The organism is Streptomyces sp. NPDC057616 (assembly GCF_042800575.1).
GTDB lineage: Bacteria > Actinomycetota > Actinomycetes > Streptomycetales > Streptomycetaceae > Streptomyces.
On the sequence record NZ_JBHVGU010000019.1, the window covers coordinates 26,069 to 41,303 of the forward strand.

Genomic DNA, 15,235 nt, shown 5'->3' on the forward strand with positions numbered 1-15,235 from the left:
GAGGAGGGGCGGGCGGGCAGCACGTCGCGCGGGTGCCGCCCGCCCGCCGCTCAGGCCACGCTCCGCTGGACGTACGGCACCAACTGCACCGGTCCGACCAGGCCGTACGCCTGCCGGGCCGCCGTGCCGAACACCGCGGGGTTGCTGACCCGCAGCCGGTTGAACAGCGGTACGGCCACCTCGATCTCGATGGTGTTGTCGCCCTTGCGCAGACGGCCGCCGAGGTCCACCACGGGGTTGACGCGGTCGACCGGATCGAGCCGGGTGCCGTTGACCGTGACCCGGCAGGTGTCGGTGACGGTGCCGAGCCGCAGCAGCGCCCCGTCGGCCGAGGACCAGGTCTTCGGCAGGGTGACCGTGGTCCGGTAGGTGCCGATGCCGCCGGCGTCGGCCAGCTCCGGTATCTGCGACCAGGGCAGCAGGGTGTCCAGGGTGAGGCTGTGCCGGACCACCTCGGTGCCGGTCGCGTCGGCGCCGGGCCGCCAGTCGTCGACCGAGAGCGCCCAGGTGCCGGGCGTGACGGCCGCGGGCACGTCGGCGACCTTCGTGGTGACCTTGCGCCCGGTCGACAGCGTGGTGGTGAAGGTGCCGGCCGCGAAGGCGCGCACGGCGGGCGAACCGTCCGCGAACAGCGCGCCGTCCGCGTCGGTCGCGACGACGTGCGGACGGCTGCCGTCGCGGTCCCCGAACAGGCCCGGCCGGCCCAGCGCGACCACCGTCGTCTCGCCCGGCTGCAACGTCACCCGGAACGTGAACGCGTCGCCGTCCTGGGTGTACCGGGCGAGCCGGGTGACCCGGCCCGACCACGGGTCCAGCAGGTACGGCACGGTGGCCGCGCCGGTGCGTACGGTGCTGCGCACCGTCACGTCGTGGTCGATCGCGGCGACGGGAGGCTTGACGGTCTCCGCGTGCTTGCCGTTGCACAGGTGGTAGAAGTCGCCGTCGTCGGTGGCCCGGTGGGCGTTCAGGAGCGTCGAGGACACCGCGTGGGTGACGTCGGGGGTCACGCCGAGCTCCGCGAACGCCGCGCCCACCAGCGTCTTGTCGGTGACCTTGCGGACGTTCGGCAGCGCCAGCAACTGGGCGGTCAGCGCCCGCACTTCGTCTGTCTCGCCGTCGTCGGGGACGCCCGGGGTCAGGGCCTGGTCGAAGGCGCCGAGCAGCACGGTGGGCAGCCCGGCGCGCGCGAACTTCAGCAGCCTGCGGGCGTCGTCCACGGCCAGCGTGGGCGTGGAGCCGTAGAAGAAGTCGCCCTCCAGGAACAGGGCCTTGTAGGCCGGGCCGTCCGGGGCGAGCCGCTTGCCGGACACCTTGGCGGCGGGCAGGTCGAGCAGCGGGCCGCTGAGGAACTGGTGGGTCCAGCCGAGCGGGACGCCGGTCGAGGTCAGCCAGGACGCGCCGATGCCGGTCGCGGTGTAGCCGGTCTGCCGGAAGACCGCGACGTCCGCGCGGGCGGTGCCCGACTGCAGCACCTGCTGGATCCGGCCGATGTAGCCCGCGACGTCGGCCACATGGTGCCAGGTGGGCTGCCTCGGCCCCCACGACTCGCCGTACCCGGGCGCCCCGCTGTACGGGCTGAACGCGGCGAAGCCGGGCCAGCTGACGCCGGGTGCGGTGGCGTAGGAGAAGCCGTGGATCACCGTCTGGTTGACGCCCGCCGCGTACGCCCCGCCCATGGTGCGCAGGAACTTGTCCCAGGTGGTGTTGTAGGCGCCGCCGGCGTAGGCCCCCGACTCGCAGGACAGCACGCGGCCGCCCGCCATGTCGCGGCCGCCGGCCAGGCAGCGGTAGTCGTCCAGGTTCTTGAAGCCGAGCGACTCGCCCTCGGGGATGTCGAGCAGGGCGGCCGAGGCGATGGCGTCGGTCTGCAGGCCGTACGGCTGCGAGCGCAGCTTCATGCCGTGTCCGTGGGCCCACGTCTTCAGCGCGCCGAGGTGGTGCTCGTTGAACAGGCCGGAGACGGTCTCCCAGAAGTCGTGCCGGATCTCCTGGGTGAGCCGGGCCTCGAAGGCGAAGACCTGGTTGCTGCTGTCGAGGATCACGGCGGGCAGATACGGCAGCAGGTCGCGCCCGGTGTGCGCGCGGAAGGCGGCGGGCAGTCCGGGCGTCCACTGCAGGCCCTTGGTCTCCAGCTCCACGGAGTCCTCGAAGAAGGCGCAGCCCGCCACCGTCAGCAGCTTGCGCAGCGTGGCGTCGAGGATCGTGGCGTCCCAGTAGCGGGTGACGGCGGCGGTGCCGGCCGCGCTGAAGTGGTCGACCACGTAGGCGGCGGGGGAGGAGTGCGGTCCCGCCTCGGGCTGCTGGCCCGAGCCGCGCTGCCAGTACGAAAGGATCACCCAGGTCGACGAGTCGGGCGGGGTCCAGCTCAGGCTGCCGCCCGACACCCGGCCGGTGAGGTCGGTGACGCTGTCGGCGTCCAGGCCGGTGGCCTTGCCGCTGGAGTAGGCGGTGTTGACGCGGGCCGCCTGCACGGCGAACAGCTTCTGCACGGTCACGCCCGAGGCGGCGTCGTGGACGGGGGCGGGCACCGGGCCGTCGAAGGCGGCGCCGCCGGCCAACGTGGCCTTGCCGTAGGCGAGTTCCTTGATCGCGGCCTCGTCGTCCGGGGTGACGCCCGGCACCGCGACCGGCCAGCTCGGGCCGAGCGTGAGGTCGACGGTCAGCCCGCGTCTCGCGGCCTGTCTCAGCGCCGCCTTCACACCCTCGCGCCAGGGGGCGCTGCCCCACCCGTGGTGGGCGGTGTCCAGCACGGAGGTGTCGGTCACGCTGTGGTGCACGGCCGCGATCTCGGCGCCGCCGAAGCCCGCGTCGGCCATCTGGTCGATCTCCCGGGCGATCTCGGCCGGGTCCACCAGCCCGTCCGGCCACCACCAGCGGAACTTCGGCCGGACCGCCCTGCCCGGAGCGGCGAACCAGCTCGCCGTGGGGGCGGTGCCGGCCGAGGCGGCGGTCCGCGCGGGGGAGGCGGCGGCGCTCGCCGCCGGGCCGAGTGCCGCGACAACACCGGTCGTCAGACCGGCCGCGAGCACGGACCGCCGTTTCATGCCGCTGCGGCGCGGGTGGGTTTCGTGCATGGTTCAGCCCCAAGTGGTCACGGGTGAGCGGGTATTGAATCGTTTCAAACACCATGAACTCGGGAACGGTAAATCGGTGCGGTGAGGGAGGTCAATAGGGTCGACAACGATTCAAAGGAGACCCGCCCAGGCCGCGCGTCAGCTCTTCGGGGTCCGCAGTGCGGTCGCCGCCAGGGCGAGGGCCGCCACCGCCACGGCCGTCGCCACCCGGAACGCCAGCCGGTACCCCTCCGCCGTGGCCGGGACCAGCTCCGCGCCATGGCCGAGCAGTCCGTCGGTACGGGTCGCCGCCAGCGTGCTCAGCACCGCAAGACCGAGTGAACCGCCCACCACCTGTGTGGTGTTGAAGAGCCCGGACGCCAGCCCCGCGTCCTCCTCCCGTGCGCCCGACATGGCGAGCTGGGTCAACGGGGGCATGGCGGCGGCGAATCCGGCGGCCAGCAGCAGCATCGGCGGCAGTACGTCGGTGGCGTAGGAGCCGTGCGCGGGGGCCCGGCTCAGCAGTGCCATGCCGCCCGCGATCAGTACGAGCCCGGCCAGCAGCACCCGGTACGCCCCGAAGCGGCCGATCGAGCGCGCGGAGAGGGTCATCATCAGGAGGCCGATCGCCACGGGGGCCGGCAGGAAGGCGAAGCCGGTCGTCAACTCGTCGTACCCCAGGACGCGTTGGAGGTAGAGCGCGCCGATGAACTGGAAGCCGTACATCGTCGCGATCATCAGGATCTGCACGGTGTTGGCGCCGGTGAGCAGCCGGGAGCGGAACAGGCTCGGCCGCAGCAGCGGGCGGGCGGTGCGTGCCTGGCGTACGGCGAACGACGCGAACAGGGCGGCGGCGAGCAGGGCGAGGAGCAGGGTCGTCGTGGTGCCGCGCTGGCCGGAGCCGACGATGACGTAGACCGTCAGCATCAGCGCACCGGTGACCAGGGCCGCGCCCGGGTAGTCGGCGCCGTCGCGCAGGCCGGCGCCGCGCTCCGGCGCGAGGATCCGGACCGCCGCCAGCCAGGCGGCGATGCCGATCGGCAGGTTGATGAGGAAGATCCAGTGCCAGCTCAGCAGCTGGGTGAGCGCCCCGCCGAGGAAGGTGCCGAGCGTCGCGCCCACCGAGCCGACCGCGCTGAACACCGCGATGGCGCGGGCCTGTTCGCGCGGTTCGGGGAACAGCGCCACCAGCATGCCGAGCACCACCGCCGAGGCCATCGCTCCGCCGGCGCCCTGCACGGCCCGCGCGGCGATCAGCAGGGCCTGGCTGTTCGCCGTCCCGCACAGCACGGACGCGGCGGTGAAGACGGCGAGGCCGGCCGTGAACATCCGCTTGCGGCCCAGCAGGTCGCCCAGCCGGCCGATCAGCAGGAGCAGGCCGCCGAAGGGGATCAGATAGGCGTTCACGACCCAGGCGAGGCCGGCCCGGCTGAAGCCGAGGTCGCTCTGGACGGCCGGCATGGCCACCGTCACGATGGACCCGTCCAGGATCGTCATCAGCGCGCCCGCGCACAGGACGACGAGGGACGCCCATCGGGAGTACGTCCGCTGCGGCTGTCTCGCCGGGGACTCGGTCAGGGTGGACATGGCTGCACGGCCTCCGTGTTCGCTACGGATCCAAGTCGTGTCCTTGGTGCACGACTTGTAACGGAGACCATCGTGAGTGACCATGAGGGGGCGAGGTAAGGAGGCAGTCCGATGTCCCAGAGGAACACCGGTGTAACCGTCCAGGTCGTGAACGCGCACGCGTGCCCGGTCCGCGAAGTTCTTGACAGGGTGGCCGGCAAATGGAGCGTCCAGATCCTGGTCGCGGCCGCCCACGGGCCCATCCGCTTCACCGAGTTGGAGCGCAGCATCGAGGGCATCAGCCGCCGCATGCTGACGCTCACCCTGCGCAACCTGGAGCGCGACGGCCTGGTCACCCGCACCGTCCACCCGACGGTGCCGCCGAAGGTGGAGTACGAACTCACCCCGGTGGCCCTGGAGTTGCACGAGACGCTGCAGCGCCTGACCGACTGGGCGGAACGCAACCGCGTCTACGTCGCGGAGTCGCGGGCGGCGTACGACGAGGAACACGCGCCGGAACTGACGGACGCGTGAGGGCGGTTGGCGGGAGTTCGGGCCTGGCCCCGACGGTCAGAGGCCGAACAGGGACGGGTCCGTGGCCAGTTCCTTGAAGTACTTCTGGGGGTCGGGGAGCAGGCGTCGCGCCTTGAGGTCCATCAGGCCGCCGACCGCGGTGATCTCGGCCGCCACCGTGCCGTCCGGCTTGCGGATCGTCTGCTCCATGCGGAACGTCTTGCCCTCGCCCCACAGGAAGGCGCACGTCACCTCGACCTCGTCGCCCGCGAGCAGCTCCCGCCGGTAGCGGATGGTCGTCTCCAGCGCCACCGGCCCGACGCCTGTGCCTATCAGCTCCGCCTGCCCGATCCCCGCCGCGCGCAGCAGCGACCAGCGGGCGTGCTCCGCGTAGTTGAGGTAGACGGCCTGGTTGAGGTGGCCCTGGACGTCGGTCTCGTATCCGCGGACGGTCACCGGGACGGAAAACGGCTCGCTCACTGCGTTCCCTTCTCGTACGGGGTTCTCGCACCTGCTGCAACGATCACTGATCTTGGCATGCGCCTCACGTCCTCAGGGGCGATGCCAGCAGATAGCGCGTTCCGGTGCGCGGCTCCGCGTACTCGCCGGCCTGCCAGCCGGCCCGCTCCAGCGTCGCCGCGCAGGCCCGCCGCGCCGCGTCCGCCGGTTCGTACACCGCGACCGCCTCCGGCTGCGGGGTCGCGCGCACCCGGTAGCCGTCCGTCCCCTCCGGCCCGGCCGGGCGGTGGCCCGCCGCCTCCAGGGCGAGTGCGGCGGCCTGCACCAGATGGGTGCGCTCCCAGCCGCACGGCCGCTCCACGGACCCGTCCGGACGGGTCATCCGGCGCAGCTCCAGCAGCCCCTGCCAGGCACTGTGCACCTCCCGCGCACGGGCCGGGCCGCTCTCCGGCGGCCGCTCCTCACCGCCGACGCGCGCGGTGAACACGCCCGGAGTGGCGGCGGGGGCCGCGGGCTCCGCCGGCGCCGGCCGATCGACGGTCTCCCGTATCCGATGGCCGGCCGGTGTCAGGAAGTGGTCGTGCGGCGGCCGCGGGTGCCGGAACGCGAGGCCCCGCTTCACCAGGGCCGCAAGCTGCGACTCCGTGCCCCGCAGCCGCCCGGTGACGGGATCGGCGTTGTCGATCACACGCCGCTGCGCGGCGGTGGGCGGTGGCGTCACGGCGTGCTCCTTCCCGGCGCTGGGTGTCCTGCTCCCACCTGCTTCGAAGGCTACGACGAGGGTCTGACATTCCACCCGGCGATCACCGGCCGCCCGTGCTCCGTCCCCAGCCGGCACACCGTGCCCGTCGCCAGCTGGAACAGGGCGCCGCCCGACGGCGGCAGCCCCAGCCGCCGGGCCGTCAGCACCCGCAGGAAGTGGCCGTGGGCGACGAGCACCACGCACCCCTCGGTGTTCGCGAACGCCGCGTCCACCTTCGCGAGCATCCGGTCCGCACGCTCGCCGACCTGCTCGGGGCTCTCCCCGGGGTGCTCGGGCGGCCCGGGCGCCACCCCGTCCCGGAACAGGAACCACTCCGGCCGCTCGCGCTGGATCTCGACGGTGGTGATGCCCTCGTAGCCGCCGTAGTCCCACTCCCGCAGGTCCACGTCGATCCGCACGTCCTGGAGCCCGATCAGCTCCGCCGTCTCCCGCGCCCGCTGCGACGGGCTGCAGAAGGCCGCCCCGATCCGGTGCGACCGGATCAGCGGCACCAGCCGCCGCGCCTCCTCGCGCCCGCGCTCGGTCAGCGGGACGTCGCTCCACCCGGTGTGCCGCCCGGACCGCGACCACTCGGTCTCACCGTGCCGGACGAGAAAGACGTCGCTCATGCCAACAGGCTAGGAGCCCGGCGGTCCGGGCGCCCGTCGCGCACTACTGCCGGTACCCGCTCAGGAAGCGGCCGATCCGGCCGATCGCCGCCTCCAGGTCGTCGGCGTGCGGGAGGGTGAGGATGCGGAAGTGGTCCGGGGTGGGCCAGTTGAAGCCGGTGCCCTGGACGACCTGGATCTTCTCCCGCAGCAGCAGGTCCAGGACGAACTTCTCGTCGTCCTGGATCTTGTGGACCTTGGGATCGATGCGAGGGAAGGCGTACAGCGCGCCCTTCGGCTTCACGCACGAGACCCCGGGGATCTCGTTGAGCTTCTCCCAGGCCACGTTCCGCTGTTCGTGCAACCGGCCGCCGGGCGCGGTCAGTTCGCGGATGGACTGGCGGCCGCCGAGCGCGGCCTGGATGGCGTACTGGGCCGGGGCGTTGGCGCACAGCCGCATGGAGGCCAGCATGGTCAGGCCCTCCAGATAGCTGCGGGCGTGCTGCTTGGGGCCGGTCACCACCAGCCAGCCCGAACGGAAGCCGGCCACCCGGTAGGTCTTGGACAGCCCGCAGAAGGTCAGGACGACCAGGTCGGGGGCGAGCGCCGCGGCCGAGTGGTGCACGGCGTCGTCGTAGAGGACCTGGTCGTAGATCTCGTCGGCGAAGACCATCAGGCCGTGGCGGCGGGCGAGGTCGAGGATGCCCTCGACGACCTCCTTGGGGTAGACCGCGCCGGTGGGGTTGTTCGGGTTGATGATGACCACGGCCTTCGTCCGGTCCGTGATCTTCGACGCCATGTCCGCCAGGTCCGGGTACCACTCGGCCTGCTCGTCGCACAGGTAGTGGACCGCCTTGCCGCCGGCGAGGGTCGTCACCGCGGTCCACAGCGGGAAGTCGGGTGCGGGTACGAGGATTTCGTCGCCGTCCTCGACCAGCGCCTGCACGGCCATGGAGACCAGTTCGGAGACGCCGTTGCCCAGGAAGACGTCGTCGACGTCCACCTGGAGGCCGAGGGCCTGGTAGCGCTGGGCGACCGCGCGGCGGGCGGAGAGGACACCGCGGGAGTCCGTGTATCCGTGCGCCTGCGGCAGCATCCGGATCATGTCCTGGAGGATCTCCTCCGGCGCCTCGAAGCCGAACAGGGCCGGGTTGCCGGTGTTCAGGCGCAGCACGCTGTGGCCCGCCTCCTCCAGCGCGTTGGCGTGCTCGATCACCGGGCCGCGGATCTCGTAACAGACCTCGCTGAGCTTGTTCGACTGCCGGAACTCCATTGCGCCCCTCCGGTATCTGGTGTTGCTTGGTTTTACCAAGTGGGTGCTTGGAAAGTCCAATGACATGTCTAGACTGCGTCGCATGTCACGACGCCGAAGCTACGACCAGTACTGTTCCGCGGCCCGCGCCCTCGACCTGGTCGGCGACCGCTGGACCCTGCTGATCGTCCGTGAGCTGCTGGCCGGGCCCCGCCGCTACACCGATCTGCACGCGGACCTGCCGGGCGTGAGCACGGACGTCCTCGCCTCCCGGCTCAAGGACATGGAGCGCGACGGCCTCGCGACCAGACGCCGGCTGCCGCCGCCGGGCGCGGCCTACGTCTACGAACTCACCCTCCGGGGGCAGGAGTTGCTGCCCGTGCTGCAGGCGCTCGGGACGTGGGGCGAGGCCGAGCTGGGGGAGCGGCGGGCGACGGACGCCCTGCGCGCCCACTGGTTCGCGCTCCCGCTGCTGCGCTCGCTGGAGGGCGAGGGGCTCGTCGAAGTCCGGCTGGAGGAAGGCGACTTCCATCTGCACGTCGGTGCCGCGGACGGTCCGGTGTACGGCGACGGGCTCGCTCCCCGCGAGCCCGACGCGCGGCTGGTCCTGGACGCCGGGACCTGCGCGGCGCTGGGCCGCGGCGAGCTGGCCCTCACGGACGCGGTACGGGACGGCCGCGTCACTGTGACGGGCGAGGGCACCTTGGCGAAGGCGCTGCGGGAGGTGTGAGCCGCGGGAGGTGTGAGCTGCGGGAGGTGTGAGCTGCGGGAGGCGTGAGAAAGGCCCGCCGTACCGAGTGCGGCGGGCCTTTTGCCGATCCCCAGGATCTTCTGAGAGACCGTCAGGCCCCGGGCGGCATCCGGGAAGGACGCCCCGACCCCCGCGTCAGCGCGTACCCGCCGATGCCCGCGAGCGCGGCCAGCGCCGCGCCCACCGCGGTCCACACCCAGCGGTCGGACCACCAGCCGGACGCCCAGCCGTCGTCCGGCTCGATGCCCGACAGCACCGCGGCCTTCGATGAATCCCTTTCGCCCTCCCCGGACTCGGAGGTGACGGCGATCCCCGGCACCAGCGGCTTCGCCAGCGAGCCGTCGACCGCGGCCGAGCCGCCGATGTCCTTGGAGCCGACCCGCACCGTGGCGCCGATCGGCTGCCCCAGGTCGGCGGTCGCCAGGTTCACCGCGGTCAGCCGCACGTAGTACGTGCCCGGCAGCGGGTCGTTGGCCCACTCCTCGGACCAGGAGCGCACCGTGCGCAGCGTGCAGGCCAGGTCGACCGAGGCCGCGCCCTGCGCCGCGGTGCGCGTCTGCGCCCCGTACTGGCAGGCCTGGCGGCGGCGCAGGCCGTCGTACACGTCGATCTGCCAGGTCTGCGCCGCGTGCGCGTCCGGCAGCTTCACCGTCGCCTCGACGGTGGGGCGCTGGCCGGCGTCGGCGGGGAACGACCAGTACAGGTAGTCGCCCGTGGAGGCGCTCGCCGTGGCCTGCTGGCCCTGGTCGATCTCGGCCGCCGTACGGAAGGACGTACCCGCCGCGGTCGGCGCGGCGTCGTCGCCGGACACGCTCGGCGACGGCGAGGAGTCGGCGGCGGCCGGTGTGACGGCCAGCCCGAACAGCAGCGCGGCAGCGCTCAACACATGTGTGATCCGCATCAGTTGGTCCTCCAGACCGCGACCCGCCAGCGAGACACCCAGCCCCAGACCAGACCCGCGAGGAAGCCGGTCAGCACCAGCACGCCGAGCAGCCACCAGCCGCGGCCGAGGCCGAAGGAGGCCACGTCGGACGCCTGTGACGGGCCGTCGACCACGTCCACGGTCAGTTCGACCGGCAGGCCCGGCGTGGTCTTCACACCGGACGCGGCCGAGAAGGAGTTGGTGACCTGAAGGCACACCGTCTCGGCCGGAGCCTCGTCGTCGCTCTGCGCCTTCGGGTAGCGCAGGCCCGTGGAGGCCACGTCCGTACGGCCGTTGCCCGCCGCCTCGCCGCGCACGATCTCGCGCCCGTGCGCCGTGACGGCCCGCAGCAGCACGCCGTGGCCGGGGTTCACGGCGCGGTCGGCCGCGACGCTCACCGAGGCGCGCAGCTCCTGGCCGGGTCGTACGTCGACCTTGTACCAGCGCTGCTGCCCGAACTCCTCGCGGTCGGTGTACAGACCGGACTTCAGGGCGGGCGCGTCGGCGCACTGGGCGGCGCCCTCGGTGGCCACCGGCGTCACCACCGGGTCGGCCGCGCGGTCCACCAACTGGTTGACCTTGTCGGTGAGTTCGTCGGTGTGCTGGACCGAGGTGTAGGTGCCGCCGGTCGCCTCCGCGATGCAGCTGAGCTGCTTGCGCAGTTTCGTGTTCGGGACCAGGCCGAGGGTGTCGATCGTCATGCCGATGCCCTTGGCCGCTATCTCGCGGGCCACCTCGCACGGGTCCAGCGGCGCGCAGGTGTCCTCGCCGTCGCTGATCAGCACGATCCGCTTGGAGCCCGCGCCGGTGCCGAGGTCGTCGGCCGCCTTCAGCAGGGCCGGGCCGATCGGGGTCCAGCCGGTGGGCGAGAGCGTGGCCACCGCGGTCTTCGCCTCGGTGCGGTCCAGCGTGCTGACCGGGTAGAGCTGCGCGGTGTCCTTGCAGCCCGTCTTCCGGTCCTCCCCCGGGTAGTTGGCGCCCAGCGTGCGGATGCCGAGCTGGACGTCCTCGGGCGTCGCGTCCAGCACCTCGTTGAACGCCTGCTTCGCCGCCGCCATCCGGGACCCGCCGTCGATGTCCCGGCTGCGCATGGAGCCGCTGACGTCGAGGACGAGGTCGACCTTCGGAGCGGCCTCGCCCGTGGGTTCGCCGGCGCTCGCCGCGGCCGGGAACGCGAGCCCGGCCGCCAGGGCGGCGAGCAGGGCGCACACTCCTGCCGCCAGCCGTTGTGTTCTGATCATCGGCGGATCTTATTGATCAGAGGTGCCGGGCTCCAAAACGGGACGTCACCAGGACCGATCCGGCAGGGGGTTGGGCAGCTCGGCCCACTGGTCCCCGGGTGTCCCGGGCGACATCCGCATGAGCGTCAGGGCCTTCGTGGGCAGCGGACCGCCGAGCAGCGCGGCCAGGTCGGGCGTGCGCGGCAGATCCCGTACGACCGTCTCCAGCGCGGCGCCCAGCGCCGCCGCCGAACCCGCCGTGGCGGCGAGGGACCCCGCCACCAGCGAGCCGAACAGCTTGCGCCGCAGGGCCGTTTCGTCGTCCGTGACGATCCGTCCGGTCAGCTGCGGGACCGGGACGCCGTGCCGGGCCAGCCGTGCCGGGCCGACCCGGATGTCGGCGAGGTCGCGGTACACCAGCCGCAGCGGGGCACCCGTGGCGGAGAGCACGACCAGGAGGTTCTGGCCGTGCGCCTCCAGCGCCACACCCAGCTCCAGCAGGCCCAGTCCGACGGTGAGGGCGAGACGGGTGAAGTCGGCCAGCCAGGAGGGGGATTCGGGCAGCGCGGTGGTCGCCAGCGCGGCCACCGGCACGACCCGTTCGCCCCGGTCCGTCGCCGCGTACGTCTGCGGCGACTCCCGCACCACGGCCGCGAGGTCGGGTGAACCGGCCGTGGCCGCGCCCCGTGTGCGCGTGACGTGCAGCAGACCGTCCGTACGCGCCGCCACCTCCTCGGCGAAGGACGACACGGTGGCCGACAGACCCACCGAGTAGACCGAGATGTCCCGTACGGAGGAGGTCAGCCGGGCGCTGAGCGCGGTCTTGACGTGGCTGCCGTCCGGCACGGCGAGAGTGCGCAGCGACATCAGCGGGTGCGCGGGGAACACCAGGTCGCGGGCCGCGCCGTCCCCGCCGTGCCCCTTGAGCACATGCTTCGCCTGCCACGGATGCACCGGCAGCAGCAGCCGCCCCCCGTCCCGCAGCGCGTCCGGCCAGGCACCGGTCACCAGGCAGTCCTCCGCGCGCACCGGCACCGTCCCCAGTTCCACCACCGGCCGGTGCTCGGGCCCGTACGCCAGCTGCTCTCCGACCGAGAAACCGGGCCTGGAGCGGCAGTTGGGGTGGAAGGGATGCCCGTCGACCACCCGCTGCTCCCACTCCCAGTCGAGGGTGGGCCAGTCCTCGGGGCCGTCCGGCTGTCCGGCCCGGGAGAGCGCCAACGACGCCACGCTGTGCCCGAGTTCGGCCGCGAACCCGTCACCGTGCGGCACACCGAGTCCGGTCATCAGCCGCGCCGGATGGTCGTGGGCCAGATCGTCCAGGTGCACGGCGGTGACGTACGCGGCGGTCGCGTACGGGTCCGCGGGCGGCCCGTGCAGCCGGCGGCCGTCCGTGAGACGCAGGGTGAGCCCCTCGCGGTCCCGCTCGCGGCCCGCGACCCACGGCAGCGGCTCGTGCGCGAGGGCGCGCCACAGCCGGGTCAGCACGGCCGCCCGGGCACCCGGCAGCTCGGCCGCGTACCGTGACAGCAGGTCCGGCCGGACCTCGGCCAGCTCGTCGGCGACCTCGGCCTCCGCGGGATGGGGACGGTGCACGGGCGGGCTCCTTGGGTACGAGTAGGGCGTCACGGACAGGGTGCGACGGCATCCATACTGATCGTCTCCGCCCTCACGGACTGCACGGAACGAGTGGATCGCGTGGATCTCATCCCCCCTCCGGACGGTGACGGCCTAGCCGCCCGCGCCGACGCCTACGCGGCCGCACCGCTGCTCAACTGCCTGCTGCGCGAGCTGGCGGAGCCCGTCGCCGAGGCCGGCGGCCTGTACACGTACCGGCTGCCCGGCGTGGCCCGTCTGCTGCGCGTCCGCGGTACCCGGCGGCCCGCCTTCCCCGAGGTGTTCACGGCGGGCCGCTGGCACCCCCTCGGCCACACCGAGCTGGTCAAGCTGACCGCCGAGGAACTGCGCCGCCACACCGGCCTGTCCAGCCACGACCTGCCCGCCGAGATGATCGACAGCCGGGAGGCGGTGGCCGCGCTGCTCGCCGCACGCGCGCGTGCCGAGGCGCCCGCGGACCCGTATCTGCGCTCCGAGCAGTCCCTCGTCACCGGCCACCCCCACCATCCGGCCCCCAAGGCGCGCGGCGGCGGCCCGGTGGCCGGCTGGCTGCCCTATGCGCCCGAGGCGTACGCCCGCTTCCCGCTGGTGCTGCTGGGCGTGCGCGAGGACCTCGTGGTGGAGGAGGGCGACACCTCGGCGCTGGACGCGCTGGGACAGGCCCCGCCGGGTTACCGGCTGCTGCCCGCCCACCCGTGGCAGCTCGACCTCGTCGGCCGGGACCTGGCGGAGGCCTTCGCGGACGGGCGGCTGCTGCGGCTGGGCACGACCGCCTCCGACGCCTGGCCGACGGCCGCGATCCGCACGCTGTACGCGCCTGATCGCGACCTGTTCCTGAAGTTCAGCCTCGACGTGCGCATCACCAACGACATCCGCCGGCTGTGGCGGCACGACCTGGAGAAGCTCGGCCGGACCGACACGGCGGCCGCCCGGGCGTTCGCGGGCGGGTCCGCCGCCTGGCTGAGCGATCGCGGCTACCGCACCGCCGCCTTCGCCTTCGAGGAGCTCGCCGTCCTCGTCCGCGACGGACTGGCCGGCCATCTGCTGCCCGGTGCGATCCCGTTGCTCGCCGCCGGCCTGGTGGAGGGCTTCGCGGGCAGCCCGCTGCAGAGCGCACCCGACCCCGGCGCCTGGTGGGAGGCGTATCTGAGGGCGGTCGTGCCGCCGGCGCTGGCCGCCTTCGCCGGGCACGGCGTCGTCCTGGAGGCGCATCTGCAGAACACGCTGGTCGCCGTCGACGCCGACGGGCTGCCCGTGCAGGCGCTGTTCCGGGACGCCGAGGGCGTGAAGCTGCTGGCGGACGTGGGCCGGGCGGCCGGCTGGGAGCGGCTCGTGTACACCCTGGTCGTCAACCACCTGACCGAGGTCGCCGCCGTCCTGGCCGAACACCATCCCGGCCTCGACCCCTGGCCCGCGGCCCGCCGCGCGTTCGCCCGCCACGACCTGCCCGAGATCGCCGGCCTGCTCACCGCGCCGACCCTGCCCGGCAAGACGAACCTGCTGCTGCGCTGGACCGGCGCGGACGGCGCCGCCGCCCGCTATCTGCCGCTGCCCAACCCGCTGGCCCGGCCGCTGCCGGAGCACTGACATACCCTGGCGGATGTGCTGCGCGACGTGACTGCCGTTCGATACGTGACCCCCCTGCGGTCGGGCGGCTCCGTGCCCGGAGTCTTCGAGGCCGACGACCTCGGCACGTACGTCGTGAAGTTCACCGGCTCCGCACAGGGCCGCAAGGCGCTGGTAGCCGAGGTGATCGTGGGCGAACTGGCCCGGGCCCTCGCACTGCGCTTCCCCGAGCTGGTGCTCGTCCACTTCGACCCGGCGGTCGCCGACGACGAGCCGCACCAGGAGGTGCGCGACCTGCACGCGGCCAGCGCCGGGATCAACCTCGGCATGGACTTCCTGCCGGGCGCCGAGGACTTCACGCCGGAGATCGCTGGGGTCTTCCCGGTCGACCCCGTGGAGGCGGGCCGGATCGTGTGGCTCGACGCCCTGACGGTGAACGTCGACCGCACGGTCCACAGCTCCAACCTGATGGTGTGGCCGACGCTCGGCACGGTGCCCCCGCACCTGTGGCTGATCGACCACGGCGCCGCACTCGTCTTCCACCACCGCTGGGACACCTCGGCGCCGCAGAAGGCGTACGACTTCCGCCACCACGCCCTCGGCGCGTACGGCCCGGACACCCGCGCGGCCGACGCCGAACTCGCGCCGTGCGTGACCGAGGAGCTGCTGAGGGAGATCCTCGCCATGGTCCCGGACGCCTGGCTCACCGACTTCGGCACGCCCGACGAGATGCGCGAGGCCTACGTCGGCTATCTGCTGGCGCGGGTGCGGGCCTCGGACCAGTGGCTGCCCACCGACTTCCCGGGCCGCGACCAGCTCGCCGCCGAGGAGGCCGCTCGCGCGGCCAGGACGCAGCAGGGCCGCCCGGCCTGGCTGAAGCGGGTCCCCGACCTGCACGGCAAGCCGGCGGCGGAACAGGACTGGTCGGCCCACCTCGGATGAGGGACGCCCGGCGAGGGACGTCCC

13 protein-coding genes are annotated in these 15,235 nt (G+C 73.2%); 4 read left to right on the forward strand and 9 right to left on the reverse strand.

Going from position 1 to position 15,235, the window contains the following annotated elements; translation table 11 throughout:
- Nucleotides 1–50 precede the first annotated feature (50 nt).
- Together ACFU97_RS23925 and ACFU97_RS23930 are read right to left on the reverse strand one after the other, a co-directional pair.
- On the reverse strand, nucleotides 51–3,074 hold the full coding sequence (locus ACFU97_RS23925; protein WP_384259863.1) for a glycosyl hydrolase: 3,024 nt from the start codon (nucleotides 3,072–3,074) through the stop codon (nucleotides 51–53).
- A 138-nt stretch (nucleotides 3,075–3,212) separates the two neighbouring features.
- Nucleotides 3,213–4,640 carry a DHA2 family efflux MFS transporter permease subunit gene (locus tag ACFU97_RS23930; protein WP_384259865.1) on the reverse strand — a complete coding sequence of 476 codons (1,428 nt, stop codon included), beginning with the start codon at nucleotides 4,638–4,640 and terminating at the stop codon, nucleotides 3,213–3,215.
- 111 nt (nucleotides 4,641–4,751) lie between these two features.
- Between ACFU97_RS23930 and ACFU97_RS23935 the strand changes: the two genes are divergently transcribed.
- Complete coding sequence (locus ACFU97_RS23935) at nucleotides 4,752–5,153, forward strand: winged helix-turn-helix transcriptional regulator (protein WP_384259867.1); 402 nt, start codon at nucleotides 4,752–4,754, stop codon at nucleotides 5,151–5,153.
- Nucleotides 5,154–5,189: 36 nt separating this feature from the next.
- On the opposite strand, the gene ACFU97_RS23940 is transcribed toward ACFU97_RS23935, so the two are convergent.
- The 4 genes from ACFU97_RS23940 to ACFU97_RS23955 form a co-directional block, all read right to left on the reverse strand.
- The gene (locus ACFU97_RS23940) at nucleotides 5,190–5,612 is read right to left on the reverse strand and encodes an acyl-CoA thioesterase (protein ID WP_384259870.1); all 423 of its coding nucleotides are present in this window, start codon (nucleotides 5,610–5,612) and stop codon (nucleotides 5,190–5,192) included.
- 64 nt (nucleotides 5,613–5,676) lie between these two features.
- A complete protein-coding gene (locus ACFU97_RS23945; RefSeq protein ID WP_384259873.1) occupies nucleotides 5,677–6,312 on the reverse strand; it encodes a hypothetical protein in 636 nt (211 codons plus the stop codon).
- A gap of 50 nt (nucleotides 6,313–6,362) precedes the next feature.
- Nucleotides 6,363–6,962, reverse strand: a complete 600-nt coding sequence (locus tag ACFU97_RS23950) for a histidine phosphatase family protein (RefSeq protein WP_384259875.1) — start codon at nucleotides 6,960–6,962, stop codon at nucleotides 6,363–6,365.
- 43 nt (nucleotides 6,963–7,005) lie between these two features.
- On the reverse strand, nucleotides 7,006–8,214 hold the full coding sequence (locus tag ACFU97_RS23955; RefSeq protein ID WP_384259877.1) for a pyridoxal phosphate-dependent aminotransferase: 1,209 nt from the start codon (nucleotides 8,212–8,214) through the stop codon (nucleotides 7,006–7,008).
- Between the two features lie 82 nt (nucleotides 8,215–8,296).
- Between ACFU97_RS23955 and ACFU97_RS23960 the strand changes: the two genes are divergently transcribed.
- Entirely contained in the window at nucleotides 8,297–8,923 is a 627-nt protein-coding gene (locus tag ACFU97_RS23960) for a winged helix-turn-helix transcriptional regulator (RefSeq protein ID WP_384259880.1), read from the forward strand.
- A gap of 112 nt (nucleotides 8,924–9,035) precedes the next feature.
- Here ACFU97_RS23960 and ACFU97_RS23965 read toward each other — a convergent pair whose 3' ends face one another.
- Genes ACFU97_RS23965 through ACFU97_RS23975 form a run of 3 tightly spaced genes read right to left on the reverse strand, consistent with a single transcriptional unit; the run spans nucleotide 9,036 to nucleotide 12,682 of the window.
- Nucleotides 9,036–9,845, reverse strand: a complete 810-nt coding sequence (locus ACFU97_RS23965; RefSeq protein ID WP_384259882.1) for a hypothetical protein — start codon at nucleotides 9,843–9,845, stop codon at nucleotides 9,036–9,038.
- Entirely contained in the window at nucleotides 9,845–11,107 is a 1,263-nt protein-coding gene (locus tag ACFU97_RS23970) for a VWA domain-containing protein (protein WP_384259884.1), read from the reverse strand. Before ACFU97_RS23970 ends, ACFU97_RS23965 begins: the two co-directional genes overlap by 1 nt.
- Before the next feature lie 45 nt (nucleotides 11,108–11,152).
- Nucleotides 11,153–12,682 (reverse strand): IucA/IucC family protein, encoded by a 1,530-nt coding sequence (locus tag ACFU97_RS23975; RefSeq protein ID WP_384259887.1) that lies wholly within the window; start codon nucleotides 12,680–12,682, stop codon nucleotides 11,153–11,155.
- Between the two features lie 93 nt (nucleotides 12,683–12,775).
- Here ACFU97_RS23975 and ACFU97_RS23980 point away from each other — a divergent pair, with 93 nt between their 5' ends.
- Both ACFU97_RS23980 and ACFU97_RS23985 read left to right on the forward strand, forming a co-directional pair.
- The gene (locus tag ACFU97_RS23980; protein ID WP_384259889.1) at nucleotides 12,776–14,290 is read left to right on the forward strand and encodes an IucA/IucC family protein; all 1,515 of its coding nucleotides are present in this window, start codon (nucleotides 12,776–12,778) and stop codon (nucleotides 14,288–14,290) included.
- 15 nt (nucleotides 14,291–14,305) lie between these two features.
- Nucleotides 14,306–15,211 carry a HipA family kinase gene (locus ACFU97_RS23985; RefSeq protein WP_384259892.1) on the forward strand — a complete coding sequence of 302 codons (906 nt, stop codon included), beginning with the start codon at nucleotides 14,306–14,308 and terminating at the stop codon, nucleotides 15,209–15,211.
- Nucleotides 15,212–15,235 lie beyond the last annotated feature (24 nt).

What these genes read in the sequence shown, in the direction of transcription:
- ACFU97_RS23925 (WP_384259863.1), bottom strand. Translation starts at nt 3,074, where the DNA reads ATGCACGAAACCCACCCGCGCCGCAGCGGCATGAAACGGCGGTCCGTG.
- ACFU97_RS23930 (WP_384259865.1), bottom strand. Translation starts at nt 4,640, where the DNA reads ATGTCCACCCTGACCGAGTCCCCGGCGAGACAGCCGCAGCGGACGTAC.
- ACFU97_RS23935 (WP_384259867.1), top strand. Translation starts at nt 4,752, where the DNA reads ATGTCCCAGAGGAACACCGGTGTAACCGTCCAGGTCGTGAACGCGCAC.
- ACFU97_RS23950 (WP_384259875.1), bottom strand. Translation starts at nt 6,962, where the DNA reads ATGAGCGACGTCTTTCTCGTCCGGCACGGTGAGACCGAGTGGTCGCGG.
- ACFU97_RS23955 (WP_384259877.1), bottom strand. Translation starts at nt 8,214, where the DNA reads ATGGAGTTCCGGCAGTCGAACAAGCTCAGCGAGGTCTGTTACGAGATC.
- ACFU97_RS23960 (WP_384259880.1), top strand. Translation starts at nt 8,297, where the DNA reads ATGTCACGACGCCGAAGCTACGACCAGTACTGTTCCGCGGCCCGCGCC.
- ACFU97_RS23965 (WP_384259882.1), bottom strand. Translation starts at nt 9,845, where the DNA reads ATGCGGATCACACATGTGTTGAGCGCTGCCGCGCTGCTGTTCGGGCTG.
- ACFU97_RS23970 (WP_384259884.1), bottom strand. Translation starts at nt 11,107, where the DNA reads ATGATCAGAACACAACGGCTGGCGGCAGGAGTGTGCGCCCTGCTCGCC.